General features: G+C 69.5%; 24 protein-coding genes. 13 read left to right on the top strand and 11 right to left on the bottom strand.

Features of this window, described 5'->3' with window-relative positions:
* Positions 1 to 32 precede the first annotated feature (32 nt).
* Complete coding sequence (locus ACWEMY_RS01265; RefSeq protein WP_452388379.1) at positions 33 to 1,505, top strand: CCA tRNA nucleotidyltransferase; 1,473 nt, start codon at positions 33 to 35, stop codon at positions 1,503 to 1,505.
* Here the strand turns inward: ACWEMY_RS01265 and ACWEMY_RS01260 are convergent, their stop codons facing one another.
* Positions 1,506 to 2,321, bottom strand: coding sequence for a hypothetical protein (locus ACWEMY_RS01260; RefSeq protein WP_375932038.1), 816 nt, complete (start codon positions 2,319 to 2,321; stop codon positions 1,506 to 1,508).
* A 49-nt stretch (positions 2,322 to 2,370) separates the two neighbouring features.
* Here ACWEMY_RS01260 and ACWEMY_RS01255 point away from each other — a divergent pair, with 49 nt between their 5' ends.
* Genes ACWEMY_RS01255 through ACWEMY_RS01245 form a run of 3 tightly spaced genes read left to right on the top strand, consistent with a single transcriptional unit; the run spans position 2,371 to position 4,737 of the window.
* Positions 2,371 to 3,126, top strand: a complete 756-nt coding sequence (locus tag ACWEMY_RS01255) for a LamB/YcsF family protein (protein WP_452388378.1) — start codon at positions 2,371 to 2,373, stop codon at positions 3,124 to 3,126.
* A gap of 14 nt (positions 3,127 to 3,140) precedes the next feature.
* A complete protein-coding gene (locus tag ACWEMY_RS01250; protein WP_452388377.1) occupies positions 3,141 to 3,824 on the top strand; it encodes a 5-oxoprolinase subunit B family protein in 684 nt (227 codons plus the stop codon).
* A 55-nt stretch (positions 3,825 to 3,879) separates the two neighbouring features.
* Complete coding sequence (locus ACWEMY_RS01245; protein ID WP_452388376.1) at positions 3,880 to 4,737, top strand: 5-oxoprolinase subunit C family protein; 858 nt, start codon at positions 3,880 to 3,882, stop codon at positions 4,735 to 4,737.
* Positions 4,738 to 4,741: 4 nt separating this feature from the next.
* Here the strand turns inward: ACWEMY_RS01245 and ACWEMY_RS01240 are convergent, their stop codons facing one another.
* On the bottom strand, positions 4,742 to 6,253 hold the full coding sequence (locus ACWEMY_RS01240; RefSeq protein ID WP_452388375.1) for a DUF4185 domain-containing protein: 1,512 nt from the start codon (positions 6,251 to 6,253) through the stop codon (positions 4,742 to 4,744).
* Positions 6,254 to 6,345: 92 nt separating this feature from the next.
* Here ACWEMY_RS01240 and ACWEMY_RS01235 point away from each other — a divergent pair, with 92 nt between their 5' ends.
* A complete protein-coding gene (locus ACWEMY_RS01235; RefSeq protein ID WP_452388374.1) occupies positions 6,346 to 6,645 on the top strand; it encodes a hypothetical protein in 300 nt (99 codons plus the stop codon).
* Here the strand turns inward: ACWEMY_RS01235 and ACWEMY_RS01230 are convergent.
* Positions 6,614 to 7,915, bottom strand: coding sequence for an MFS transporter (locus ACWEMY_RS01230; RefSeq protein WP_452388500.1), 1,302 nt, complete (start codon positions 7,913 to 7,915; stop codon positions 6,614 to 6,616). The genes ACWEMY_RS01235 and ACWEMY_RS01230 overlap by 32 nt on opposite strands.
* Positions 7,916 to 8,012: 97 nt before the next feature.
* Here ACWEMY_RS01230 and ACWEMY_RS01225 point away from each other — a divergent pair, with 97 nt between their 5' ends.
* On the top strand, positions 8,013 to 8,798 hold the full coding sequence (locus ACWEMY_RS01225) for a pirin family protein (protein WP_375935576.1): 786 nt from the start codon (positions 8,013 to 8,015) through the stop codon (positions 8,796 to 8,798).
* A gap of 53 nt (positions 8,799 to 8,851) precedes the next feature.
* Positions 8,852 to 9,316, top strand: coding sequence for a DUF4190 domain-containing protein (locus ACWEMY_RS01220; protein WP_452388373.1), 465 nt, complete (start codon positions 8,852 to 8,854; stop codon positions 9,314 to 9,316).
* Here the strand turns inward: ACWEMY_RS01220 and ACWEMY_RS01215 are convergent.
* On the bottom strand, positions 9,294 to 9,821 hold the full coding sequence (locus ACWEMY_RS01215) for a hypothetical protein (RefSeq protein ID WP_452388372.1): 528 nt from the start codon (positions 9,819 to 9,821) through the stop codon (positions 9,294 to 9,296). The genes ACWEMY_RS01220 and ACWEMY_RS01215 overlap by 23 nt on opposite strands.
* 117 nt (positions 9,822 to 9,938) lie before the next feature.
* Between ACWEMY_RS01215 and ACWEMY_RS01210 the strand changes: the two genes are divergently transcribed.
* The 4 genes from ACWEMY_RS01210 (at position 9,939) to ACWEMY_RS01195 (ending at position 14,147) form a co-directional block, all read left to right on the top strand.
* Entirely contained in the window at positions 9,939 to 10,790 is an 852-nt protein-coding gene (locus tag ACWEMY_RS01210; RefSeq protein WP_452388371.1) for a helix-turn-helix domain-containing protein, read from the top strand.
* A gap of 10 nt (positions 10,791 to 10,800) precedes the next feature.
* Positions 10,801 to 11,166: a DUF397 domain-containing protein gene (locus ACWEMY_RS01205; protein WP_452388370.1), complete on the top strand. Its 366-nt coding sequence runs from the start codon at positions 10,801 to 10,803 to the stop codon at positions 11,164 to 11,166.
* A gap of 141 nt (positions 11,167 to 11,307) precedes the next feature.
* Entirely contained in the window at positions 11,308 to 13,323 is a 2,016-nt protein-coding gene (locus ACWEMY_RS01200) for a M13 family metallopeptidase (protein WP_452388369.1), read from the top strand.
* A gap of 71 nt (positions 13,324 to 13,394) precedes the next feature.
* Entirely contained in the window at positions 13,395 to 14,147 is a 753-nt protein-coding gene (locus ACWEMY_RS01195) for an MBL fold metallo-hydrolase (protein WP_452388368.1), read from the top strand.
* Positions 14,148 to 14,154: 7 nt separating this feature from the next.
* On the opposite strand, the gene ACWEMY_RS01190 is transcribed toward ACWEMY_RS01195, so the two are convergent.
* The 7 genes from ACWEMY_RS01190 to ACWEMY_RS01160 all read right to left on the bottom strand — a co-directional run bounded on the left by ACWEMY_RS01190 (position 14,155) and on the right by ACWEMY_RS01160 (position 22,378).
* The gene (locus ACWEMY_RS01190) at positions 14,155 to 15,231 is read right to left on the bottom strand and encodes an ABC transporter ATP-binding protein (protein ID WP_452388367.1); all 1,077 of its coding nucleotides are present in this window, start codon (positions 15,229 to 15,231) and stop codon (positions 14,155 to 14,157) included.
* A 15-nt stretch (positions 15,232 to 15,246) separates the two neighbouring features.
* The gene (locus ACWEMY_RS01185; protein ID WP_452388366.1) at positions 15,247 to 16,575 is read right to left on the bottom strand and encodes an ABC transporter substrate-binding protein; all 1,329 of its coding nucleotides are present in this window, start codon (positions 16,573 to 16,575) and stop codon (positions 15,247 to 15,249) included.
* A gap of 20 nt (positions 16,576 to 16,595) precedes the next feature.
* The gene (locus tag ACWEMY_RS01180) at positions 16,596 to 17,462 is read right to left on the bottom strand and encodes a carbohydrate ABC transporter permease (protein ID WP_452388365.1); all 867 of its coding nucleotides are present in this window, start codon (positions 17,460 to 17,462) and stop codon (positions 16,596 to 16,598) included.
* Complete coding sequence (locus tag ACWEMY_RS01175) at positions 17,459 to 18,451, bottom strand: carbohydrate ABC transporter permease (RefSeq protein ID WP_452388364.1); 993 nt, start codon at positions 18,449 to 18,451, stop codon at positions 17,459 to 17,461. The genes ACWEMY_RS01180 and ACWEMY_RS01175 overlap by 4 nt, the downstream gene beginning before the upstream one ends.
* Positions 18,452 to 18,543: 92 nt before the next feature.
* A complete protein-coding gene (locus tag ACWEMY_RS01170) occupies positions 18,544 to 19,434 on the bottom strand; it encodes a L,D-transpeptidase (RefSeq protein WP_452388363.1) in 891 nt (296 codons plus the stop codon).
* A 309-nt stretch (positions 19,435 to 19,743) separates the two neighbouring features.
* Positions 19,744 to 21,075, bottom strand: a complete 1,332-nt coding sequence (locus tag ACWEMY_RS01165; protein WP_452388362.1) for a cytochrome P450 — start codon at positions 21,073 to 21,075, stop codon at positions 19,744 to 19,746.
* A 79-nt stretch (positions 21,076 to 21,154) separates the two neighbouring features.
* On the bottom strand, positions 21,155 to 22,378 hold the full coding sequence (locus tag ACWEMY_RS01160) for a serine hydrolase domain-containing protein (RefSeq protein WP_452388361.1): 1,224 nt from the start codon (positions 22,376 to 22,378) through the stop codon (positions 21,155 to 21,157).
* A gap of 117 nt (positions 22,379 to 22,495) precedes the next feature.
* On the opposite strand from ACWEMY_RS01160, the gene lppU reads away from it, so the two are divergent.
* Both lppU and ACWEMY_RS01150 read left to right on the top strand, forming a co-directional pair.
* Positions 22,496 to 23,116, top strand: coding sequence for an LppU family putative lipoprotein (gene lppU, locus ACWEMY_RS01155; protein ID WP_452388360.1), 621 nt, complete (start codon positions 22,496 to 22,498; stop codon positions 23,114 to 23,116).
* Between the two features lie 24 nt (positions 23,117 to 23,140).
* Positions 23,141 to 24,592, top strand: coding sequence for an MFS transporter (locus tag ACWEMY_RS01150; RefSeq protein WP_452388359.1), 1,452 nt, complete (start codon positions 23,141 to 23,143; stop codon positions 24,590 to 24,592).
* Positions 24,593 to 24,688: the final 96 nt, after the last annotated feature.

The following is a 24,688-nucleotide window of genomic DNA, read 5'->3' as shown; positions in this document are numbered from 1 at the left end:
CTTAGCTGTGCCGAACAGTAAGCTTCCTATTCGTGGTTTCCCCCAACGTCGCCCCTGATGCCGTGGCGGATCGCCGTGCCCGTCTGCTGGCCGGTGCGGCGGTGACGCTGGGCAGGCTCTCCGATGTGCTGAACCCGTTGGGCGCGATGTTCGCCGAGCGTGGGCACGCGCTCTACCTGGTCGGCGGCAGTGTGCGCGACGCGGTACTGGGCAGGCTGGGCAACGACCTGGACTTCACCACCGACGCCCGCCCCGAGGTCGTGCAGGAGCTGATGCGCGGCTGGGCCGACCACCTGTGGGACACCGGCGGCCTGGCCTTCGGCACCGTCTCGGCGGCCAAGGACGACCAGCAGCTCGAGATCACCACCTTCCGCGCCGACACCTACGATCGGGTCTCGCGCAATCCCGAGGTCACCTTCGGTGACACCCTCGAAGGCGACCTGGTCCGGCGCGATTTCACCGTCAACGCGATGGCCGTGAAGATCGCCGCCGACGGCTCGCTGGAATTCGTCGACCCGCTCGACGGCCTCGACGCCCTGCTCGACGGCGTCCTCGATACCCCCGCGCTGCCCCAGGATTCGTTCGACGACGACCCGCTGCGCATGCTGCGCGCCGCCCGCTTCGTCGCCCAGCTGGGTTTCGAGGTGGCCCCGCGGGTGCGCACGGCGATCGTGGAGATGGCCGAACAGATCGACCGGATCACCGCCGAGCGCGTGCGCACCGAGCTGGACAAGCTCATCGGCGCCGACCATCCGATCGACGGCATCAACCTGATGTGCGACACCGGCCTGGCCCAGCGCGTGCTGCCCGAGGTGCCCGCGATGAAGCTCGAGATCGACGAGCACCACCAGCACAAGGACGTCTACCAGCATTCGCTGACCGTGCTGGCCCAGGCCATCGACCAGGAGGAGGGCGACCCCGACATGGTGCTGCGCTGGGCGGCGCTGCTGCACGACATCGGCAAGCCCGACACCAAGCGCAACGAGCCCGGCGGCGGGGTGAGCTTCCACCATCACGAGGTGGTCGGGGCGAAGATGGTGCGCAAGCGCATGCGCGCGCTGAAGTACCCGAAGGCGTTCACCGAAGAGGTTGCCCGCCTGGTGTTCCTGCACCTGCGTTTCCACGGTTACGGCAAGGGCCAGTGGACCGATTCGGCGGTGCGCCGCTACGTCACCGACGCCGACGACCTGCTCGACCGCCTGCACAAACTGGTCCGCGCCGACTGCACCACCCGCAACAAGCGCCGCGCGGCCGCCCTGCGCTCCACCTACGACGAGCTCGAGGAGCGCATCGCCGCGCTGCGCGAACAGGAAGACCTCGCGCGCGTGCGCCCGGACCTGGACGGCAACGCGATCATGGAACTGCTCGGGCTCGAGCCGGGCCCGCAGGTCGGCAAGGCGTGGAAATACCTCAAGGACCTGCGCCTGGACCGCGGCCCGATGACCCGCGAGGAAGCCGAAGCGGCCCTGCGGGAATGGTGGGAAACACAGGAAAAACCGAACTGATCAGAACACGATCAGTTCGGTCCCCGCGACGATGGCCGAGCGCATCTGCGCCAGGTCGAACGAGCCGGTGGTCTCCGGCAGCTCGATGCGGAACTTCACCACGTCCCCGCGCCGGTGCGCGTAGGAGATGCTCGCCCGGTTGGGCAGGTCGTCGAGCAGCAGCGCGGGCGCCTGTACGGCGCGGCGGGGCAGGCGGATGCCGTGCCAGCTGGCCTTGCGGATATCGATGGTGAGCAGGTTGTCGTAGACCTGCGCGTCCACCACGGCGCTCATCTTGCGGGTGCGATGATCGGCCACGATCTGCCCGCGTTCGTCGAGGCGCACCCGCCATTCCAGGTTCTGCGCGTCGACCCATTCCACCAGCGCGCCGATCTCGATGCTGCCCTCGATGTCGAGCTGCTGGACCCTGACCTTGGTCGGTACCCCGGGGATCAGCCGCACGCCGTGCGCGATCACGGTGACCGTCTCGAACGGGTGTGAGTCCCAGACCAGGTCGGAGAGCACGGTCTTGGACTGGAAGTGGGCACCGCGCCTGCGCACCTTGAGCACGTCGAGGGTGGCGGTCAGTTCGTGCCCGAGCAGCGTCGCGGTGACCTCCTGGCCGCCGAATCGGCTCAGGATTCCCTCGCTGAGCACCGTGATCAGCACATCGGGCATGAGCGCGGTGACGGTACCGGAGCCCAGGTCGGCGACCGGGTCGGCCCAGGACGTGGTGAAGCCGAGCCACTGGTCGATCCACGACGGGTCGAGCAGGCGTCTGCCCAGGTCGACGGCGCCCGACAGTGACCAGGACTTCGGATCGAAATACGTGGCCATGATGGCTCTGAGCGTACTGGGCCGCGCCCCCGGCGGCTATGGTCGACGCATGCCGCTGGACCTGAACAGTGATCTCGGTGAAGGCTTCGGCCCGTGGCGAATGGGTGACGACGCCGCCGTCCTCGACATCGTGACCAGCGCCAATATCGCCTGCGGCTTCCACGCCGGCGATCCGTCGATCATGCGCGCCACCTGTGAAACGGCCGTCGCCAAGGGCGTGCGGATCGGCGCCCACGTGGGTTATCGCGATCTGGTGGGCTTCGGCCGCCGCGATATCGCCATCGCCCCGGCCGAACTGCGCGACGAGGTGCTGTATCAGATCGGCGCGCTGTCGGCCTTCGCCCGGGCCGCCGGCGACCGCGTCCACTACGTGAAACCCCATGGCGCGCTGTACCACGCGGCCGCCCGTGACCCGCTGCTCGCCGACGCCGTGCTCGCGGCGGTGGCCGAGTCCGGGCCCGGCCTGGCCCTGCTCGGCCCGGCCGGGACCGAACTGGAGAAGGCTTCGGCCCGGCTCGGGGTGCGTTTCGTCGGCGAGGGCTTCGCCGACCGCGCCTACACCGCGACCGGCACGCTGGCTCCGCGCGGTGTTGCCGGAGCGGTGCTCGCGCCCGACGACGCCGTGGCACAGGCGGTTTCCCTTGCGCTGTCGGGGACCGCGCGTACCGTAGACAGTCCCGGTACGGTCGCCGTGTCCGTGGCGAGTGTGTGCGTGCACGGCGATTCCCCTGCCGCGGTGGAGATGGCCCGCCGGATTCGCGGGGCGCTCGACGAGGCGGGGATACCGGTGGAGCCGTTCAGCTGAGGGTGGGAGGCAGGATGGACGACTGGAACGCGCGGATCCGGCCCGCGGGTGACCGCGCCATGCTCATCACGCTCGATGACCCGCGTCCGGTGCAGCGTCTGGCCTCGGCTCTGCGTGTGCACGCCATCGCCGGCGTGCAGGATGTGCTGCCCGCCGCCGAGACGGTGCTGGTCACCCTGCACGCGGTGAGCTACGGCGTGCAGGTCCGCCGCGAACTGCTCGCCCTGCTCGAGCGCCTGGATCAGGAGCCACCGCAACCGGATTCGCCCGATGTTTCCCGTGGAACAGCCGCCGTCGACGTGCCCGCCGAGGACATCGTGGAGATCCCGGTCCGCTACGACGGCGCCGACCTGCCCGAGGTCGCGCGTCTGCTCGACCTGTCCCCCGCCGAGGTGATCGCCGCGCACACCAGCACGATCTGGCGCTGCGCCTTCGTCGGCTTCGCCCCCGGTTTCGGCTACCTGACCTCGCCCGACGGCAGGCTGACGGTCCCGCGCCGCGACCGCGCCCGCACCGCCATCCCGCCCGGCGCGGTGGCGCTGGCGGGCGGCTACTCGGCGGTGTATCCCCGGGGGACCCCGGGTGGCTGGCAGCTGATCGGGCGGACCGATCTGCGGATGTGGGTGGTCGAGCGCGACCCGCCCGCGCTGGTGCGGGCGGGTTCGGCGATTCGTTTCGTCGAGACCACCGCGGATTGACACCCAGGGCTGCTCAACGACGCGCCGCCTCGACAGCGAATCGGGGAGTACGAGCATGCTGATCTTCATCGAGCGGGTGGGGCCGCTCGCGACCATCCAGGACCTGGGCAGGCCGGGCTGGTTCGATTCCGGCGTCGGCCAGGCGGGCGCCGCCGACCGCGCCGCGCTGCGCCTGGCCAACCGCCTGGTCGGCAATCCGGAGGACCTGGCCGCCATCGAGGTGCTGCTCGGCGGGCTGGCCCTGCGCGCCGACGGCCATCTCACCGTCGCCGTCACCGGCGCGCCAGCCCCCGCGACCGTCGACGGCGTTCCGGTCGGCCATGCCAGCGTCCTCGAACTCGACGAGGGCAAGGTGTTGCGGCTGGGCCTGACCGGCAGCGGATTGCGCAGTTACGTGGCGATCCGCGGCGGGATCGCCGTGCCGAAGGTGCTGGGTTCGCGCAGCCGCGACACTCTCTCCGGCATCGGCCCCGAGCCGTTGCGCGCGGGCAGTCAGCTGCCGGTCGGTCCCCCGCCGCGCACCCTGCCGACCGTCGAGTTCGCGCCGGTTCCGGTGCCCCCGGAGGTGCTCGCGGTGCGCGCGCTGCCCGGCCCGCGCGCGGACTGGTTCAGCGATCCCGACCTGCTGTTCCGCGGTTCCTGGACGATCTCCACCGACACCGATCGCGTCGGCGCCCGCCTGGATCGCCTCGACGGCCCGCCGCTGACCCGCGCGATCACCGGCGAACTCCCCGCCGAGGGCGTCGCGCTGGGGTCGGTGCAGGTGCCGCCGAGCGGGCAGCCGGTGGTCTTCCTCGCCGATCATCCGATCACCGGCGGCTATCCGGTGATCGCGGTGGTGCTCGACGCCGATGTCGATCGGGTGGCCCAGGCCCGCCCCGGTGACCGATTACGTTTCGTGCCCGTGCGCTGAGCGTTCAGCGCAGCCGGGCGTGCATGAGATAGACGTTGTAGCTGTCCCAGGCCGACATCGTGAAGTACAGGTCCTTCGCGGTCGACCACGGATGGATGAACCCGCCGTAGGCCTTGGGATAGTCCTCGGTGGACAGCAGCGGCACCGTGTCGGTCCAGCGGCCCTGCGGTTCGGCGGCCGTGCGCAGCACGATCTTGCCCGCGGCCGAGTCCAGATAGACCATCTGCCACTGCCCGCTCTCGGCGTCGAAGCGCACCGACAGTTCGCTGGCGGTGCCCAGGGCCAGCGGGGTCGCCGAATTCTCCGCGGCGGGCGCCCAATCGCCGTCCACCCAGTACTGGTAGGCGGTCTTGTTGAGCACATCGGCCTTGCGCACGCGAGCCAGCCCGATCATCCCGACCCGCCCGTTGGGTGTGCCGAACAGGTAGACGTAGTCGCCGTGCGGCACCATCGCCGCCACCTGGAACTTGCCCAGCCCGAACAGGTTCTCCCAGCGGGCGTGCTGATCCTTGGTCCAGGTCTGGCCGCCGTCGTCGGAATAGGCCAGACCACCGTAGTTGGTGAGCCACATGCCCGGGATCCGCGACCAGTGGTTCACCGACATGTAGCTCATGAACTGGCGCTTCCCCAGGGCGAAACCCGAGGTGGGGATGGTGGTGGTCTCCCAGTTCTTGATCTTGCGGCTGCCCAGCAGTTCGGCAGCGTGACAGGGCTTGTCCTGCACCATCGAGTCGATGACCAGCCCGTCGGACAGGTCGCGATCGGTGCTGTAGGCCAGCACGTTCGAGCGCCAGTCGGCGGTGTCGGCGCCCGCGCCGCCGTAGGCCCAGCCGTCGCCGAAGGTGTCACCGAAGACCATCGCGACCTTGCCCGGTTCGGTCTCCCAGAACAGGCCGAGGTCGGTGCCGTCGACCTGCCAGCGCTTGTCGGTCCGGTTGGCCGATCCGTGCCCGGTGACCTGCTCGACCAGCCGCACCGACTCCACCACCGCGGGCGCGACGGCCGCGCGCACCGGTCCGGGTTCGATCGGGCGCACCACGGGTTCCGGTGCGGGCTGGGCGGGTTCGCCGTCGCCGCCGGGCACCGGGATCGGGATGGGCTCGATCTCGGGCTTGATCCGGATGCGCGGCAGGAAGTCGGCCGAACCGGTGGAGGTCTCGGCGGATTCGGTTTCCGGCTTCGGCGTGTCGGTGACCTCGGGGCACGGGTTGCGGCACGGGTCGGTGGGCAGCGGTGCCTGCGCGACGCGCGTGTTGTCGTGCGGCGGATCGGGCACCGGCACCGGCGTGAGCTGCGGGATCGGGATGGGGATGTCGAAGCTCGGCGGCAGGAGCGGCAGCGGCGGGGCGGGCGGTGCCGAGGGATCGGGCAGCCGGTTGGCCGGGTCGAAACCCGTTTCCCCGCAGATGTTCACCGGCGGCGGCGCCCACGGCAGCGGTGCCGCGTGCGCCGGGGCGGCGAGCACGGCGGCGAGAAACACACCCAGCGCTGCTGATCTCTGCGGTGTAGTGCGCACCTGGTACTCCCTCGAATCGGTGTCCGGCCAACACCTCTGCTGCGCGTAGAACTTACCGGAACCGATCGCCTTCGCCGTGCGTCCAACCAGTTGTGAACGAAATCGAGTACGACTTCGGAACCGGGTTCGCGCACGAGGCCGAGCAGGCCCTGGCCGAGACCACGCACGCCGACACGCTCTGGCTCGACTTCGACGGCGATGCCGCCCTGTGGGATTGCGAGCCGTTCCCGCTACCCGACTGTGATCCACCGCTCGACGCCGTCGTGGCGAGCGTCGGGAACACCGCCCTCGACCTGTTCCCCGATATCCCGCTCGGCGTCGACCATCGCAGCGTGCTGGCTCAGGAGCCGGTGCGGCCGGTCAGCGTGCCGCCCTGGCTCGCCGGGAGTTGAGGCCGACGGCCACGATGCCGAGCGCGTAGACCCCCGCCCCGGTCAACACCACCGCCAGAGAGCGGCCGTCGGCGGGGATCACCAGCGCGGTCGCCGCGATGGCGAGCACGAAGGTGATGTTGAAAACGGTGTCCTGCAGGGCGAACACCTGGCCGCGGCGGTCGTCGGCGATGTCGATCTGCATGCTCGCGTCGCCGGTCAGCTTGATCGTCTGCCCGGCCAGGCCGAGCCCGAACGCGCCCGCCAGCAGCATCCGGTGCGCGTGGTCGTTGCCCGCGGCGGCCACCGCGATCGGGGTCACCAGCGTGAGCTGCACCGCGATGGCGGCCACCAGGCCGACGAGCACGGTGCGCGGCCTGCCCAGGCGCGGGATCAGGATGGGCGCCAGCAGCGCGGCCAGCAGCATGCCCGCCGCGGCGAAGCCGATCGCCACCCCGAATCCGACCAGCCCGCCGGTCATCTGGGCGTCCCCGCTGGGCTGGCGCAGCACCAGCACCATGATCAGCGTGTTCATCCCGAACACCACCCGGTGCGCGCCGATGCCGATCATCGCGGTGGTCACCTGCGCCGAGTCCCACACCGCCCGCGCGCCGGTGCGCAGGCCGGTCGCGATGGCGTGCACAGTGCTCTCCGAACGGGCCGAACCGCTTTCGGGCCCGAGTGTCCGCGCCGGGAATCCGATCGCCAGCATCGCGCCGACCACCGACCCGGCGCCACTGAGCGCCACCGCCACCGCCGAGGCGGTGTCCCCCGCGCCCAGCGCCGCGATCACCGCCACCGCGGCCGCCGCGCCGACTCCCGCGCAGGCCGAGGCCACCGTGGCCAGCAGCGAGTTCATCGGCACCAGCCAGCGCTGTTCGAGCACCCGCGGCAGCGCCGCCGACACGCCGGCCAGCACGAACCGGCTGATCCCCACCGTCGCCAGCGCCAGCAGCAACAGCGGCGTCTCCCCCACTCCGGCGAACAATCCCAGCGCCGTCGCCGCGATCAGCAGCGCCCTGGTCACGCTCGCCACCAGCAGCACCGTGCGCCGGTCCCAGCGGTCCAGCAGGGCACCGGCGTAGGGTCCGAGCACCGAGTACGGCAGCAGCAGCACCGCGAAACCGGCGGCGATGGCCAGCGGATCGGTCTCGCGTTCGGGGTTGAACAGGATCGCGCCCGACAGCGCCGCCTGGAACATGCCGTCGCCGAACTGGGCCGCCAGCCGCAGCAGCGCCAGGCGCGGCATCTGCGGGTTGCGGCGGATCAGCGGACGCGGATCGCGCAGCATGTCGCGGATCGGGATCGGCCGCTCACCCGCCGGTTCGGAGCCGTCAGGGCGATGAGTCGACACGTCGTGAGGATAGTGGTGCCAGAATTGGGGGGTGATGCCCACACCGACCACACCCAGGATCGAGCTGCACCGCGGCGGCGACCGGTCGAAGACGCGCATCTCCTGGCTCGATTCCAAGCATTCGTTCTCCTTCGGCGAGCACTACGACCCCGACAACACCCACCACGGCCTGCTGCTGGTGAACAACGAGGACGTGGTGCTGCCCGGCGAGGGCTTCGACACCCATCCGCACCGGGACATGGAGATCGTCACCTGGGTGCTCGGCGGCAGCCTGGTGCATCAGGATTCGCTGGGCCACAGCGGCGTCATCTATCCGGGCCTGGCCCAGCGGATGAGCGCGGGCACCGGCATCCTGCACTCGGAGAAGAACGATTCCTGGCGCCTGGACGGAAAACTGCCCGAGCACGACGAGCCGGTGCACTTCGTCCAGATGTGGGTGGTGCCCGACGAACCCGGCGTCGACCCGGGCTATCAGCAGCTCGAGATCGACGCCGAACTCGCGCGCGGCGAGCTCGTCACGGTGGCCTCGGGCCTGCCCCGCTACCGCGACCGCACCGCCATCGCGATCAATTCCTCGCACGCGGCCATGCACGTGGCCCGGATGCCCGCCGACAGCCCCGGTGTCACCCTCCCGGAGGCTCCCTACCTGCATGTCTTCGTCGCACGCGGCGAGGTGGAGCTCGAGGGTGTCGGTGTGCTGGCCCAGGGTGACGCCGTCCGGATGACGCGCACCGGCGGTCAGCGGGTGCGCCCGCACGGGGCCGCCGAGATCCTGGTGTGGGAGATGCACGCCCGGCTGGGCGAGACTTCGCGCGGTTAACGCCGGCGTAGCCGACCCGCGATGACGTCGTGGGCACGATGAGAGGGGAACAGATGTCGTATCAACCGCCGGGGCAGTACCCGCCGCCACCGGGCCAGTATCCGCCGCAGGGCGGCCAGTACGGCCAGTACCAGCAGCCACCGGGCAAGGGCCTGGCCATCACCGCGCTGATTCTCGGCATCATCGCGCTGCTGCTGTCGTGGACGGTGTTCGGCGGCATCGGTTTCGGTGTGCTCGCGGTGCTGTTCGGCATCATCGCGCTGGTCAAGGTGCGTTCGAAGACAGCGGGCGGCGGTGTGATGGCCGGTTTCGGCCTGGCTCTGGGTCTGCTCGCGTTCGTGATCGCGGTGCTGGTCGGCGCGTTCGTCTGGAATGTCGTCGAGGACACCGGCGGCGTCGACTACATCGACTGCGTGCAGAAGGCGGGCAACGATCAGGACGCCATCCAGAAGTGTGCCGAGGACTTCTCGAGCACCATGGAGAGCAAGTTCCCGACTACGCCGACCCCGGCTCGCTGAGCAGGGCGGCCGAACGGGCATTGGTCCTGGTGGCGGCGACTATCTGGGCGAAATCCGGCCGATAGTCGCCGTCCGGTACCTGCGTCCACCGGCGGTATCCGCTGCGTTCGTCGGCGGGTGAGGGCAGCACGATCTCGCTGCCGGGCAGCGCCACCGAGGCGCAGACCCGGAACAGCTCGGCGAACAGCACCGTGTCGAGGTAGGAATTGTCGGTGGGGCCGGTCAGGAAGGTCCAGCGGCCCGAGCGCGGATGGGCGATGATCGGCCCGCAGCGCTGCCCGCGTCCGGTGAGCAGCCCGCGCACCCGTTCGCCCAGCGGCGAGGGCATCACCACCGCGCCCACCGCGCCGATCTCGAGCATGATCCGGCCCAGGGTCGAGTCGACCACCCCGTAGAGCCCATTGTGCTTGCGGTAGTGACGGCACCGCGCCAGCGCGTCCTGGGTGGCCGTGTATTCCTCGGCCACGGTGTACCCGCCCTTGTCATCAATGCGCGACGTGCTCATCACGACCTCGTCTCTGTCGACGGTGGACTCGATGTAGCTGGGGGTTAGCCTAGTGCCGCACAACCTGCCTGACAATAGTCAGTAGCTGGTGTGTTCACCGGGGTACGATGTGGCCGCATGGCCCCTGTTTCGCCGACGGTAGCGCGCTGGGAACTCGTCCTGCGCCTGCGCGAATTGCGCGAGCAGCGCGGCTTCGATTCGGCCGGTTTCGCGCGCCGCGTGGGCTTCACCCCCGCCAACTGGTCGCATGTGGAGAAGGGGCGGCGGGTGCTCACCCGTACCACCATCGAGCCCGTTCTCGATGTCCTCGACGTCACCTCCGACGAGCGCCGCGAACTGCTGGCCCTGCTCGAGGCCAGCAAGCAGCGCGGCTGGTGGTCCACCTCCTCGGCGCTGATCGGCCCCGAGCTACAACGCCTCTACGGCATGGAGGCGGGCGCGCAGAGCATCCGCAGCTACGACAGTCTGCTGGTGCCCGGCCTGTTGCAGACCGAGGGCTATGCCAGGGCGCTGATCAGCGCCGATGTGATGATCCGGCCGGTGCAGGTGGATCAGCTCGTCGCCATCCGGATGCGCCGCCAGCAGCGCCTGCGCGGCCCCGACCCGCTCGAGCTGACCGCGGTGCTCGGCGAGGCGACGCTGCGCCAGCAGACCGGTGGTGCGCCGGTGCTGCGCGAGCAGTTGCGGCACCTGGCCGCGCTGGTGCGCGAACTCGACACCGTGGAGGTGCGCGTCATCCCGTTCAGTGCCCCCGAGGGGGCGGTGCTGGGTGGTTCCAGCTTCCATCTGCTCGACTTCGCAAGCGATCAGCTACCTACCTTCGCGTGGGCCGAGAGCGCGGTGTTCGGTGGCCATGTCGACGACGCCGAGCAGGTCCGCGATCTGGGGTTCGCCTATGTGCGCGCCCGCGAGCAATCCCTGTCCCGCACCGATTCTCTGGCCCTGATCAGCGAGTATGCGAGCGTGTAGGATTCGGGGTATGTCCACCACCGCTCGACGCCGCCCGGCCGAACACGGCTGGTTCACCTCGTCACGCTCCAACAACGGCAACCAATGTGTCGAGGTCCGCTTCGATGGCGACATCGTCCAGATACGCGACAGCAAATTCCGTCGCAACCCGCGCAACCTCGGCTCGGACGAGCCCATCATCACCGTCGGCGCCGCCCTGTGGACAGCCTTCCTGCACTGCCTGCTCACCGGTCGCCGCCACCCCGACCTGGTCGCCCACGTGAGCCTCGACGGCTCGGCCACCCTCCGCCACGACGACGTCCTGCTCCACTTCACCGCCCCCGAATGGGAAGCCTTCGTCGCGGGCGTCCGCGACGACGAGTTCGTCTGCGCATAAGTCCGGCTTCACGGTGCTCGGCCGCCTTGATCTGGACTGACCGAAGGGTGCGACGAAGGAGTGCCCGTAGGGAGGGAAGATCAAGGGAACAGGCCGAGGACCCGCGGCGCCAGCCGCCAATGTCACTGCATACTGGGTCCTGTGACCTCCGATCTGAACACCCCTTCCGGTATCGACCTGTCCTTCCGTGACCAGGATGTGCGCGTTCAGGACGATCTGTTCGCGCACGTCAACGGGCAGTGGCTGGCCGAGTACGAGATCCCCGCCGACCGCGCCGTCGACGGCGCCTTCCGCACGCTCTACGACCAGGCCGAGCTCGACGTGCAGGCCATCATCACCGAGAGCGCCGCGGGTTCCTCCGACGACGCCGTCGCCCGCAAGATCGGCGACCTGTACTCGAGCTTCATGGACACCGACGCGGTGGCCGCGGCCGGGCTCGCCCCGATCGCCGACGACCTGCGCGCCATCGCCGAGGTCGCCGACGCGAGCGCCTTCGCCGCCCTGCTCGGCGGGTTGCAGCGCACCGGCATCCGCGGCGCGGTGGCCTACTACGTCGACACCGACGACAAGAACTCCACCCGCTACCTCGTGCACGCCACCCAGTCCGGCATCGGCCTGCCCGACGAGTCGTACTACCGTTCCGAGGAATTCGCCGAGATCCGCGACGCCTACCGCGCGCACATCGCGAAGATGTTCACCCTCGCCGCCGACGACCCGGCCCTGGCCGGGCTGCTGCCCGCCGACCCCGCCGACGCCGCCCGCCGCGTCTTCGAGGTCGAACGCACCCTCGCCGCGGGCCACTGGGACGTGGTGCGCCGCCGCGACGCCGAGAAGAGCTACAACCTCACCACCTTCGCCGATCTCGCCGCCGCCCACCCCGCCTTCGACTGGGCCGCCTGGGTGGAGGCCGTCGCCACCGGCCTGGACCGCAGCGGCGCCGAACTGTTCGCCGAACTGGTCGTGCGCCAGCCCGACTACCTCACCGCCTTCGCCACCGCCTGGTCGGAGCTGCCGCGCGAGGACTGGCAGGCCTGGGCAGCCTGGCAGGTGCTGCACGGGCGGGCCGCGCTGCTCACCGACGCCGTCGTCGAGGAGAACTTCGACTTCTACGGCCGCACCCTCACCGGCGCCCAGGAGAACCGGGAGCGCTGGAAGCGCGGGGTGTCGCTGGTGCAGGAGCTGCTCGGCGAGGCCGTCGGCGAACTGTATGTGGCCCGGCACTTCCCGCCGCAGGCCAAGGCCCGCATGGTCGAGCTGGTGGCCAATCTCCAGGAGGCCTACCGCCGCAATATCGCCGAGCTGGAGTGGATGGGCCCCGACACCCGCGCGGCCGCGCTGACCAAGCTGGAGAAGTTCACCCCCAAGATCGGCTACCCCGACACCTGGCGCGACTACTCCGCCGTCGTGATCGACCCGGCCGACCTGGTGGGCAACTACCGCCGCGGTTACGCCGCCGACCACGACCGCGACCTGGGCAAACTGGGCGGTGAGGTGGACCGCGGCGAATGGTTCATGACCCCGCAGACGGTGAACGCCTACTACAACCCCGGCATGAACGAGATCGTCTTCCCGGCCGCCATCCTGCAACCGCCGTTCTTCGACATGAACGCCGACGACGCCGCCAACTACGGCGGCATCGGCGCGGTGATCGGCCACGAGATCGGCCACGGCTTCGACGACCAGGGCGCCAAGTACGACGGCGACGGCAACATGCAGGACTGGTGGACCGACGCCGACCGCGCCGAGTTCGGCAAGCGCACCAAGGCGCTGATCGACCAGTACGACGTGCTCTCCCCCGCCGACCTGGCCGACGAGCACACCGTCAACGGCGAGTTCACCATCGGCGAGAACATCGGCGACCTGGGTGGCCTGTCCATCGCCCTGGCCGCCTACAAGATCTCGCTCGACGGTGCCGAGGCCCCCGTCATCGACGGGCTCACCGGCCTGCAACGCGTGTTCTACGGCTGGGCCCAGGTGTGGCGCACCAAGGCCCGCCAGGAGGAGGCCATCCGCCGCCTCGCCGTCGACCCGCACTCCCCGCCGGAGTTCCGCTGCAACGCGGTGGTCCGCAATATCGACAGTTTCTACGAGGCCTTCGACGTCAAGCCCGACGACAAGCTGTTCCTGAAGCCCGAAGAGCGCGTGAGCATCTGGTGACCCGACGACCCCACCGGCCGCCGCCGCGGCCGGTAGGGTCGGAAATCCTTGCACCGGAGAGGGATTCCCCCATGCGCGTACACCAGGTAGCCGACGATGTGTTCACCATCCGCGGCACCGACGTCAACATGTTCCTGCTCCGCGAGGGCCGCGACCTCACCCTCATCGACGCGGGCTGGCACGGCGACGCCGCCCTGATCGAGAAGTCGATCCGCTCCCTCGGCCACCGCCCCGAGGACGTCCAGGCCGTCCTGCTCACCCACGCCCACCTCGACCACGTGGGCGCCCTCAACCACCTCCACCGCCACTACGCCATCCCCGCCTACACCAGCCCCACCGAGGTCCCGCACGCCCACGGCGACTACCACGAGTCCGCCACCCCCCTCGACGTCATCAAACGCCTCACCGACCGCGACACCCTCGCCTGGGCCGCCCGCATCACCGCCGCGGGCGGCCTCCGCAAGAACCCGGTCCCCCACATCCACCCCTTCCCCACCGAAGGCCCCCTCGACCTCCCCGGCCACCCCGTCCCCGTCCCCACCCCGGGCCACACCTCCGGCCACACCGCCTACCACCTCCCCGAAGCAGGCGCCGTCGCCACCGGCGACGCTTTGGTGACAGCCCACCCCACCTCGAAAATAACCGGCCCCCAACCCCTCCCGAACTTCTTCAACCACGACACCCCCGCCACCATCGCCGGCTACACCACCCTCGAATCCCTCCCCGCCGACCTGGTCCTCCCCGGCCACGGCCCGATCTGGCCCGAAGGCATCACCACCGCCGTAACCCGCGCCAGAGAGAACGCACCCCACCAACGCCTATGAAAACCACTCAGCGCAGGCGGGATTCGGATTCGGCGTCGAAGAAGTAGATCTCTTCGGGTTTGGGGCGCAGGCTGAGGGGTTCGCCGAGGGTGGGGTGGAAGTGGCGGTCTACGCGCACGACGAGTTTGCCGGAGCGGGTGGACCAGTCGGTGCCGGTGCCGTGGGTGTAGACGAAGGATTCGGCGCCGAGTTCCTCGAGGAGTTCGGTGGTGGCGGTGAGGGATTCGGGGTCGGTGGTGAGATGCCAGGACTCGGGGCGGATGCCGAGGATGACGCGGGCGCCGGTGACGGTGCGGGGCACGGGGATTCGCAGGCCATCCAGGACAGCCTCGCCGTCGACGACGGGGGCTTCGAGCAGATTCATGCCGGGTGAGCCGATGAAACCGGCGACGAAGGTGTTGACCGGGTCGTCGTAGAGCTCACGCGGCGAGGCGATCTGCTGGAGGGTGCCCTCGCGCAGCACGGCGACGCGGTGGCCCATCGTCATCGCCTCCACCTGGTCGTGGGTGACGTAGACCGTGGTGGTGCCCAGGCGCTGTTGCAGGGCGGCGATCTGGGAGCGGGTGCTCACCCGCAGTTTCGCGTCGAGGTTGGACAGCGGCTCGTCCATGCAGAACACCTGCGGCCTGCGCACGATCGCGCGGCCCATCGCCACCCGCTGCCGCTGGCCGCCGGAGAGTTTGGCCGGTTTGCGGTCGAGCAGGGGTTCGAGTTCGAGCATGGCCGCCGCCTCGCGCACGCGAACGAGCGTGTCGGCCTTGCTCATTCCCGCGTTGCGCAGGGCGAAGCCCATGTTCTGCGCGACGGTCATGTTCGGGTAGAGCGCGTAGCTCTGGAACACCATGGCGACATCGCGGGCCCGCGGCGGCAACCCGGTGACATCACGATCCCCGATCCGGATCGACCCCGCCTCCACCGACTCCAGCCCGGCCAGCATCCGCAGGCTGGTGGACTTGCCACAGCCGGAAGGGCCGACCAGCACCAGGAATTCGCCGTCGGCGATGTCGAGGTCGAGTGCGTCGACAGCGGGTGTCTCGGCGCCGGGATAGCGGTGCGTCACACCGTCGAACTGCACTGTCGCCATGGTGAACCCGTCCTCCTACTTCGGCAGCTTGGGGGTGATCTGGCGGTCGATGATCGCCTGCACGTCGGCGGCGACCTTCGCCAGAACCGTTGCCGGGTCGGCGTTCTGGAGGCCGATCTGCTCGTAGCCGGTGCCGATGATCTGGTCGGCGCCGGGCACGAACACCCGCGCGTAGTCCTGCGACTTGGTGAGGGCCAGCTGGTCGATGGCCACCTTCGAGTTGGGGTTCTTCGCCAGGAAGTCCACCTCCGACGGATCGCTGACCGCCGACTTGCGCACCGGCATGTACCCGGTGTTCTGCGAGAAGTAGGCGGTGTTGGCCGCGTTGGTGACGAACTCGATGAACTTGAGCGCGTTCACCTTCCGCTCGTCGGAGATGCGCGAGGGCACCGCCAGTCCGGCGCCGCCGGTGGTGACGCCCGGTCCGTTCGGGTGCGGCAGGAAGGCCGTGCCCACGGTGAACTTGCCGTCGGCGTTCTTCAGGATGCCTTTGAGGTCACCGGTGGAGGCGATGGTGGAGGCGGCGACGCCGGTGCCGAAGTCGACCGCGATCTGCGGCCGGATCGCGGCGTACTTCTTCCCATTGATCGACTCGCGCAGGTAGGTGGCCGCGGCGACCGAGCCGGGGTCGGTGAAGCGCAACGTCCACTCGTCGGAGTAGGCGCCGCCGAAGGTCCAGTTCGGGCCCTGGAAGGTCCAGCCCAGGTAGTTCTTGGCGTCGCCCCAGGCGTGCGCGATCTTGTCGGCACCGAGCCCGGCCTGCAGCTTCGGGCCCCACTCGTCGAATTCCTGCCAGGAGGCCGGACCACGGTCGGGCAGACCGGCTTTCGCCCACGCGTCCTTGTTGTAGTAGAACAGCGGCGTCGAACGGGCGTACGGCAGCGCGTAGTGCTTGCCGTCGAAGCGGTAGTCGGCGGCGAGCGAGTCGACGTAGTCGTCGAGCTGTACGCCCGCCGCGCCGAAGTGCGCGTCGAGCGGTTCGATGGCCTTGCTCAGCGCGTAGTTGAACCACCAGACATCCGAGAGCACCACCACGTCCGGCAGCTCGCCGCCGGTGAGGGCGGCGTTGAACTTCTGCGCTACCTCCTCGTAGTTCTTGCCCGCGTCGACCAGGTTCACGGTGAGCTCGGGGTACTTCGCCTGGAACCGCGAGATCAGTTCCAGCTCCAGCTCTTTGGACGTGCCGGGGTGGTTGGACCAGAAGGTGATGGTATTTGCGTCACCGGAGCCGCCGGAACCGCCGCCGGTGCCCGCGCAGGCGGTCAGGGCCAGGCCCGCGGCGACACCGCCGGACAGGCCGAGGAACCCGCGCCGGCTCAGGGCCGGGAATCGTGAAGTGGACACGTGGAACTCCTTGCTGGAAATCAGCCCTTGACCGCACCGGAGGTGAGGCCCTTGATCATGTGGCGTTGCAGGGCGAGGAAGACGACGAGGATCGGCAGCATGGTCAGCACGGTGCCCGCCATCACCGGCCCCCAGTTGGTGACCGAGGGGTTCTCGGTGTTCTGCAGCAGGGTCAGCCCGACCGGCAGGGTGGCGACATCGCTGGAATCGGCCATCAGGAACGGCCAGAGGTACTCGTTCCACTCGGTGACCAGCGTGACCACCGCGAAGGCCACCATGGTCGGCCCGGACATGGGCAGCACCACCCGGGTGAGCAGCCGCCACCAGCCCGCGCCGTCCATCCGCGCCGCCTCGATGACCTCACCGGGCAGCGACAGGAAGTGGTTGCGCATGAGGAAGGTGCCGAAGGCCACCCCGCACAGCGGCACGATGATGCCCTGGAAGGTGTTGCGCCAGCCCAGTTGCGCGATCAGCGCGTAGTTGGAGATCACGGTGATCTGGTTGGGCACCATCAGCGCCGCGATGATCACCAGGAACACGATGTTCTTGCCGGGGAAGCGCAGGAACACCAGGCCGTAGGCGCTGAACACCCCGAGCACGAACTTCACCGCCGACACCACGCCGGTGACGATCAGCGAGTTGCGCAGGAAGGTCCAGAACGGCACCGTGCTGGTGGCGTGCGCGTAGTTCTCCGGATGCCAGCTGCGCGGCCAGTACACCGCGGGCTGGGTGTAGATGTCGGGGCGGTCCTTGACCGAGGTGATCAGCATCCAGAACAGCGGTACGCCGATGAGTACCAGCACGCACGCCATCGCGGCGTAGCCGAGGACGGTGATCGCGCGTTCGCGGCGCCGGTACGACAGTGTCTGTGGGCCTACGTGTCTCATCGCTCGTTCCGATCCATCACCCGCACCTGGACCAGCGTGACCACCAGCAGCACCGCGAACATGATGGTGGCGACGGTGGCGCCGTAACCGGCCCGGAAGTTGCGGAAGGACTCCTCGTACACCTGGAAGACCATGGTGGTGGTGCCGTTGCCCAGCGGGCCGCCGCGGGTCATCACGTTGATGATGTCGAAGACCTGCAGCGAGTTGAGCAGCACGGTGATCGAGAGGAAGAACGTGGTCGGGCGCAGTTGCGGCAGCAGTACTTTGGTGAAGGTGGTCCAGCGGCTCGCGCCGTCCATCTCGGCGGCCTCCATCAGCTCGGCGCGCACGCCCTGCAGCGCGGCCAGGTAGATGACGAAGGTGTAGCCCAGGTTCTTCCAGATGTAGGTGATGGTCACCATGAACAGCGCCCAGTGCGGGTCCTGATAGAAATCGGGCACCTGGCTGACGCCGACGCGGTGCAGCAGATCCTGTACCAGACCGAAACTCGGATCGAAGACGAATTGGAAAGCCACTCCGATCGCGGCCCCCGAAATGACGAACGGCGCGAAGATAGCGGAACGAACTACATTGCGCCCGAACAATTTTCGATCCAGTAAGAGGGCGAGCGCGAGCCCGAGCGCCATACTCACCACGACCGCGGTGACGGTGAAGATCACCGTATTACCGACGACCTTCCAGGAGTCGGCGCGCTGCCACCACTCCTGATAATTTCCGAAACCAATTGGTTTCGCAATAGGGTCGGCGATGTTCCAGTCGGTGAACGAGAGCCGGATATTGTCCGCGAGCGGTCGGTAGACGAACAGCGACAACAGGATCAGATTGGGAACCACCAGCACGGCGAACAACGCGTAGTCGCCCCACGGGCGGTTTCGGAGCCCACGCCCGCGTGGTGAGGGGAGGACTCGCTCCGGACTGCTTCGCACCGCGGCAGCTTTACGGCGCACGGCGAACCTTCGGTTAACCCAGCCCCCCGGCTTGCTGAACATCGGGCGCACAGTGCCGAGTACAGCAAAAAGCCGAACAACACGACCTGGTTTGATCGTATTGTTCGGCTGTTCGGGTGGATCAGTTCAGCGGATCAGTTCCAGTCGCCCAGACCGTCACCGGCGCTGAGGGTTCCGCCCTGGGTGTTCGACACGATCACCGCGTCGCCCCGGTGCGAGTTCTCCAGGAACCACTTGGCGTTCTCGGTGCTCACGTTCAGGCAGCCGTGGCTGGCGTTGGAGTAGCCCTGCTGGCCGACCGACCACGGCGCGGCGTGCACGAAGATGCCGCTGTTGGACAGGCGGGTGGCGTACTCGACCTCGAGCTTGTAGCCCTCGGGATCGGTGACCGGGACGCCGTAGGTGGAGGAGTCCATGGTCATCTTCTCGAGGCGCTCGCCCACGATGTAGGTGCCGTTGGGGGTCTCGTGCCCGGTCTTGCCCAGCGAGGTGGGCATCTCCTTGACGACCTCACCGTTGACGGTCACGGTGATCATCTTGGTGTTGTCGTCGACGTAGGAGACCACCGCGTCACCGATGTGGAAGGAGCTGGTCGTCCCACCCGCGACGACGTTGACGTCGGTGTCGGCGGGCCAGAACTCGGCCGGCTTCCAGCGCACCTGCTTGCTGCTGGTCCAGTAGAAGCCACCGGGCGCGTTGGTGCTCGAGGTGACCTTGATGGCCTTCTCGGCGGCGGCGCGGTCCTCGACCGGCTCCTGGAAGGTGATGATGATGGGCTGTGCGACACCCACGGTCTCGCCGTCGGCGATATTGATGTTCGGCGGCGCGAACGGCGCCACGGCGGCGGGCGCGTCGACGGTGGGCTGGGTGGAGCCGCTGCCGATGCCCGGGAGCACAGGCTGCGCCTGCGCGGACACGGTGACCAGCGCGCCGGACACCGCGATCGCCGCCGACAGCAGCAGACCCCGGCGCAGCCAGCGCGATTGCCGCGTATTTGCCTGGAAGTGCATAGGTTTCTCGTCCATTCCATCTCTCGTCACCACGCCCGGCGCGGCACGAGATCTTCGTGATTGACGCGGAGACCGCAGCGGTGGGTCTCCACGGGGTAACGACGCCCCGACCCTGACCGTCCATTCCTACCCGCCCGAGGTCACCGCGTGCCAGCCGCCGCGGTGAGCGATAACAGCTCGGCAACTATGTGCCATGGGTCACATAACATGTTGTTATCCACCGGCTTTCGGTAAACGCCACGCTCACGGCGGTGAGTCGCGCGCGGTGCGCGTCAGCAGGGGTGAAACACATCCGTGTGAGTCTCAAACCCGGCGTGAGCGAGATCACTGCGCCGGTGTGAACTGGATCGCCCGATCCGGGGCGCTCGCCAGATTCCGGGGCACCGAGCGGGGGCGGCGACCGAAGGTCAGGGCCGGGGTGGGGCGTAAGCGGACCGTGGTCAGCAGGGTTGCCAGGACGACCCGCAGCTCGTAGTCGGCCAGGGTCGCCCCGATACAGCGCCGGTGCCCACCGCCGAAGGGCGCGAACGCGAACGGCGGGATCGGGCGGTCGAGGAAGCGGTCGGGGTGGAACAGCCGAGGGGCGGGCCAGGTCGCGGGCCTGCTGTGCAGCACGCCGACGGCCAGGCCGATGGTCTGGCCCGCCGCCAGGTCGAGCCCGCGCCAGCGCAACGGCGCGGTGAGGGTGCGCAGGACGATGGGCACCGGTGGGTGCAGGCGCAGGGTTTCCTGGCAGACGGCGTCGAGCAGGTCGCTGCCGTCGAGCGGGTCGGCGCCCGCCAGTTCGGCGGTGATTCTGGTGAGCAGGCCCGGTTCGCGGTGCAGGTGGTAGAGCGCCCAGGTCAGCGTGGTGGCAGTGGTCTCGTGACCGGCCACGATGAGGGTGCGCAGTTGTTCGCAGAGGTCGCTGTCGGTGAGGGCGGTGCCGTCGTCGTAGCGGATCGACAGGAGCAGGTCGAGCAGGTCGCCGGTGCCGGGACCCGACGCGCGCCGCCGGGCGATATCGGTCAGCAGGAGCCCGTCGAGCCGTGCCCTGGCCGTCGTGAACCGGTCCCACGGGCCGAAACCGGCCAGGCCACGGCGTAATACGGGGGCCACCAGCAGTGGTGTGGTGAACGCGTCGAGGAAGGCGGTGACCGCGCTCGCGTACTCGTGGTCGCGGTGGTCCGCGCTGCCGAAGACGGCGGTCAGGATGACGCGGCGAGTGATGGCGCGAGACAGCGTGAGTGCGTCGATGGGCCCGGAAGTCCCAGGTCCGCACGCTGTTTCGAGGGCGTCGACGGTGGTGTCGCGAATGGTCTCGCCCAGCGCGCGCACGCGGGGACCGTGCAGCGCGGGCGCCAGCATCGCCCGGTCGGTGCGGTGCCGCTCGCCGGAACTGAGGATGAGCGAGGCGGCCCCGACCATCGGCTCGATCGGATTCGGCCGTGGCGGCGTGACCAGGGGAATCGGCGCCCGGAACAGTTCGCGCGCGCCCTCGGGGGTCCCGGTGAACAGCACCGGCGGGAATCCAGGGAAACCGACCGCGAACGGGTCACCGGTGGCGGCGCGTCGGCGCAGGTAGGACTCGAAATCGCGACCGGCCGCCAGTGCGTGCAGCAGCGCCCACCGGGGCGGGGCGACGCGCTGCGCGGTCATATCGGGCTGCGCGGTCATATCAGCAGATACGAGGTGCGGAGTCGCTCGGTTCACTCGGCCGCCCGCCGTCGCCGGACTGCGGGGCGGCCGAGTGCGGTCACCGCGCCGCCAGCTTGTGGACGGTTCCCTGGGCGATGGCCGCCAGTTTCGCCAGGCGGGCGTCACCCAGTGCGGTGACGGCGTTGCCCAGCCGGTTGGTGACGAAGGCGATGGACATGCGCAGGTCGGGGTCGGCGTAGGCGCCCGAGCCGCCGATGCCGTAGTGGCCGAAGGCGTGCCGGGGCTGCTGCTTGGTCATCAGGACCGGGCGGTGGTAGCCGAGGGTGAAGCGCAGGGGCAGGCCGAGGACGTAGTCGCGGCTGTCGGTGTGCTGGGTGCGGTTGATCGTGGCGATGGTCTCGGCCCGCAGGAACCGCACCGGGGTGGCGCCGTCGTAGACCACTCCCTCGTTGGCCAGCGCGCCGTACATCCTGGCCAGCGCCCGTGCGGAGAACACGCCGTTCCAGCCGGGCATCACCGCGTCGTGCACGCGCGGGTCGCGCACCAGTTCATCGAAACTCTCCGGCATCCCGGCCTCGGCCAGCCCGCGGATCGGGCGCACCCACGACAGCACCGAGGACGCGGTGTTCCAGCGGATTCCCGGCGGCGCCAGGTGCGGGAAGATCCTCGCGATCCGGTACCGCTGGTCCGCGGGCACCTGGAACCAGAACTCGTCGGTGCCCAGCGGCACAGCCACCTCACGCCGCAGGACCTCGGTGAACGGTTCCCCGGAGACCCGCCGCACGATCTCGGCGACCAGCCAGCCGAAGGTGATCGCGTGATAGCCCGAGGTGCGGACGCGGCGGGGGTCGGCGGGGCTCTCGGCCAGCGCGGTCACCACCGCGTCGTAGTCGAGGATGCCCTCGCGCCCGGGAACCAGCCCGCGCACCCGGTGCAGGCCCGCGCGGTGCGAGAGCACATCGCGCACGGTGATCTCGGCCTTGCCGTGCGCGGCGAACTCCGGCCAGTACCGCGCGACCGGCGCCTCGTAGTCGAGGAGCCCGCGCTCGGCGAGCCGGTGCAGCACGGTCGCGGCCACGCCCTTGCCGGTGGAGAAGGCCAGGGCGACGTTGTCCCCGTCCCAGCGCTGGTCCTTGCCCGCCCAGCCCGCCCACACATCGACGACGGGCTTGCCGTCCAGATAGACCGCCAGCGCCGCGCCACCCCGGCTGGGCTGGGGAAACATGCCGAAGAAGTGGTCGGCCAGCCGGACGAAACGCGGGTCGACGAGCATCTGCCGAGGTGCGGCGAGGATCTGCTCGCCGGGACGAACTGTCACCATCTCCGCCTCACTTCCGATGCGGGGCCGGCCCGGGGGCCGGAAAATCCAAGGGTAGCCCAGCGAACCGGCTTCCAGATGGAGTCGACGCCGGTGGCTCCGGTGGTGTATTCACAATGGGTGTTTGCAGATCTGCCCATCGGCCGGCTCGTCGGCGCGCTCGCCATCACGGTGACCGCGTTCGTTTCGACCGGGTGCGGTGGCACCATCGACGGTCACGCGCAGCCCGCGATCGACGTCGTCCCCGCGACCAGCGGCGCCCCGACGACCACCACCAAGGCGGGCAAGCCGACCACCAGCAAACCGGCCCCGACCTCGAGCCGCGGCGGCACCACCGATTTCGACGCCGAGATCGGTGACTGCGTGGCCCTGGGTGGCACCGTCGACGACGCGACCATCGACAAGGCCTCCTGCGGCAGCCGCGCGTCGAACTACAAGGTCATCGGCAAGGCCAAGACCAGCAGCGGCTGCGTGAGCGACCGCGACAACTTCTACGCCGAGACGCTCAACGGCATCGAGACCGGCGCGCTGTGCCTCGACATCGACTGGGTGGTCGGCGGCTGCATGGACGTGGGCGGCGACGAGCCCTCGCGGATCGAGTGCACCGAGTCCGGCACCGAGCCGGTCAAGGTCATCACCATCCGCAACGGTTCGGACAGCGTCGACGACTGCCCCGATGCCGCCGACTCGGGCTTCAAGTACGCCGAGCGCCGCATCGTGGTCTGCGTGCAGAGCCTCTAGCTCGTCAGGGGTTAGCGTGGAGAGGTGCCCGCGACCCGCACGGTTCGGCTGAACTCGGCCACCGGCCGGTGGATTCTGCTCGCCACCGTGCTGGGGTCGTCGATGGCCTCGCTCGACGCCACCGTCGTCTCGGTGGCGCTGCCGCGCATCGGCGAATCCCTGCACACCGATGTGGCCGGGCTGCAATGGACCGTCAACGGCTACACCCTCACCCTGGCCTCGTTCATCCTGCTCGGCGGCTCGCTGGGCGACCGGCTCGGGCGCAGGCGGGTGTTCGTCTGGGGTATCGCCGGATTCGCGGTCACCTCGCTGCTGTGCGCGGCCGCGGTGAACATCGAGATGCTGGTCGCGGCGCGATTGCTGCAAGGTGTGGCGGGCGCGCTGCTCACGCCGGGCAGCCTCGCGCTCATCTCCGCCTCGATCGATGAACAGGACCAGGGCAGCGCGATCGGCCTGTGGTCCGGGTTCAGCGGGGTGGCGGGCGCGTTCGGTCCGCTGCTCGGTGGCGGGCTGATCGATCTGGTCGGCTGGCGGGCGATCTTCCTGCTGAATGTGCCGCTGGCGGTGGTCGTGGCCCTGGTCGCGACCCGCTGGGTGCCGGAGAGCCGCGATCCGGAGGCGACCGCGCGGCTGGATGTGCCGGGCGCTGTGATCGTGGCGGTCGGGCTCGGCGCGCTCACCATGGGCCTGATCAACGCGCACCTGCCGCTCACCCTGGCCGGGGTGGCGGCGCTGCTGGTGTTCGTGGTGGTCGAGTTGCGCAGCCCGAATCCGCTGGTCCCGCCCGCGCTGTTCCGTTCGCGGGTCTTCACGGCGGCCAATCTGGTGACGCTGGTCGTCTACGCGGCGCTCGGCGGGGTCTTCTTCCTGCTGGTGCTGCAATTGCAGCTCGTCGCGGGGTACTCGCCGATGGCCTCGGGCGCCGCGAGCCTGCCGGTGACACTGCTGATGCTGGTGCTCTCGGCCCCGGCGGGCCGCTGGGCGCAACGCCACGGACCGCGCCTGCCGATGACGCTGGGTCCGCTCCTCGCCGCCGCCGGAGTGTTCGCCCTGCAACGAGTAGGACCAGGAGCGGACTATCTGACCGATGTGCTGCCGGGCGTTTTCGTGTTCGGGCTGGGTCTTTCGGTGCTGGTGGCGCCACTGACCGGCGCGGTGCTGGCCGCCGTGCGGGTGGGTGAGGCGGGCATCGCCTCGGGGGTGAACAACGCTGTCGCCCGCACGGCCCAGCTCCTGGCCGTGGCCGCGCTACCGGGCCTGGCCGGATTGTCCGGTGCCTTCGACGACCCGGTCGCCTTCGCCACCGGTTTCGACACCGCGATGCGCTGGTGCGCGCTGTTGCTGCTGGTGGGGGCGGTGATCGCGGGGATCGGCCTGCGGGTCCCGCGTCAGGAACCCGCCCCCGACCGCGTCGACTGCCTACCCCACTGCGCCGGTGCCGACGGACCCGCGCTCGCGCCGACCGTCTCGAAATGACCACCACGGTTCGTGGCCCGTCTCGCGTCCGAGGGGCGAGACGTCACGGCGAAGCCGGAGTCAGCCCGCCGACGATCACCCGCGGCAGATGCGGTG

The organism is Nocardia sp. NPDC004415, assembly GCF_053602435.1.
The sequence above is the reverse complement of the archived record's forward strand: the minus strand, read 5'-3'. Positions and strand labels throughout refer to the sequence as shown.

Excerpts from the sequence above, each read along its gene's own strand:
- ACWEMY_RS01260 (WP_375932038.1), bottom strand. The coding sequence starts at position 2,321 with ATGGCCACGTATTTCGATCCGAAGTCCTGGTCACTGTCGGGCGCCGTC.
- ACWEMY_RS01255 (WP_452388378.1), top strand. The coding sequence starts at position 2,371 with ATGCCGCTGGACCTGAACAGTGATCTCGGTGAAGGCTTCGGCCCGTGG.
- ACWEMY_RS01250 (WP_452388377.1), top strand. The coding sequence starts at position 3,141 with ATGGACGACTGGAACGCGCGGATCCGGCCCGCGGGTGACCGCGCCATG.
- ACWEMY_RS01245 (WP_452388376.1), top strand. The coding sequence starts at position 3,880 with ATGCTGATCTTCATCGAGCGGGTGGGGCCGCTCGCGACCATCCAGGAC.
- ACWEMY_RS01230 (WP_452388500.1), bottom strand. The coding sequence starts at position 7,915 with ATGCTGCGCGATCCGCGTCCGCTGATCCGCCGCAACCCGCAGATGCCG.
- ACWEMY_RS01225 (WP_375935576.1), top strand. The coding sequence starts at position 8,013 with ATGCCCACACCGACCACACCCAGGATCGAGCTGCACCGCGGCGGCGAC.
- ACWEMY_RS01220 (WP_452388373.1), top strand. The coding sequence starts at position 8,852 with ATGTCGTATCAACCGCCGGGGCAGTACCCGCCGCCACCGGGCCAGTAT.
- ACWEMY_RS01215 (WP_452388372.1), bottom strand. The coding sequence starts at position 9,821 with ATGAGCACGTCGCGCATTGATGACAAGGGCGGGTACACCGTGGCCGAG.
- ACWEMY_RS01210 (WP_452388371.1), top strand. The coding sequence starts at position 9,939 with ATGGCCCCTGTTTCGCCGACGGTAGCGCGCTGGGAACTCGTCCTGCGC.
- ACWEMY_RS01205 (WP_452388370.1), top strand. The coding sequence starts at position 10,801 with ATGTCCACCACCGCTCGACGCCGCCCGGCCGAACACGGCTGGTTCACC.
- ACWEMY_RS01195 (WP_452388368.1), top strand. The coding sequence starts at position 13,395 with ATGCGCGTACACCAGGTAGCCGACGATGTGTTCACCATCCGCGGCACC.
- ACWEMY_RS01190 (WP_452388367.1), bottom strand. The coding sequence starts at position 15,231 with ATGGCGACAGTGCAGTTCGACGGTGTGACGCACCGCTATCCCGGCGCC.
- ACWEMY_RS01180 (WP_452388365.1), bottom strand. The coding sequence starts at position 17,462 with ATGAGACACGTAGGCCCACAGACACTGTCGTACCGGCGCCGCGAACGC.
- ACWEMY_RS01175 (WP_452388364.1), bottom strand. The coding sequence starts at position 18,451 with ATGTTCAGCAAGCCGGGGGGCTGGGTTAACCGAAGGTTCGCCGTGCGC.
- ACWEMY_RS01170 (WP_452388363.1), bottom strand. The coding sequence starts at position 19,434 with ATGGACGAGAAACCTATGCACTTCCAGGCAAATACGCGGCAATCGCGC.
- ACWEMY_RS01165 (WP_452388362.1), bottom strand. The coding sequence starts at position 21,075 with ATGACCGCGCAGCCCGATATGACCGCGCAGCGCGTCGCCCCGCCCCGG.
- ACWEMY_RS01160 (WP_452388361.1), bottom strand. The coding sequence starts at position 22,378 with ATGGTGACAGTTCGTCCCGGCGAGCAGATCCTCGCCGCACCTCGGCAG.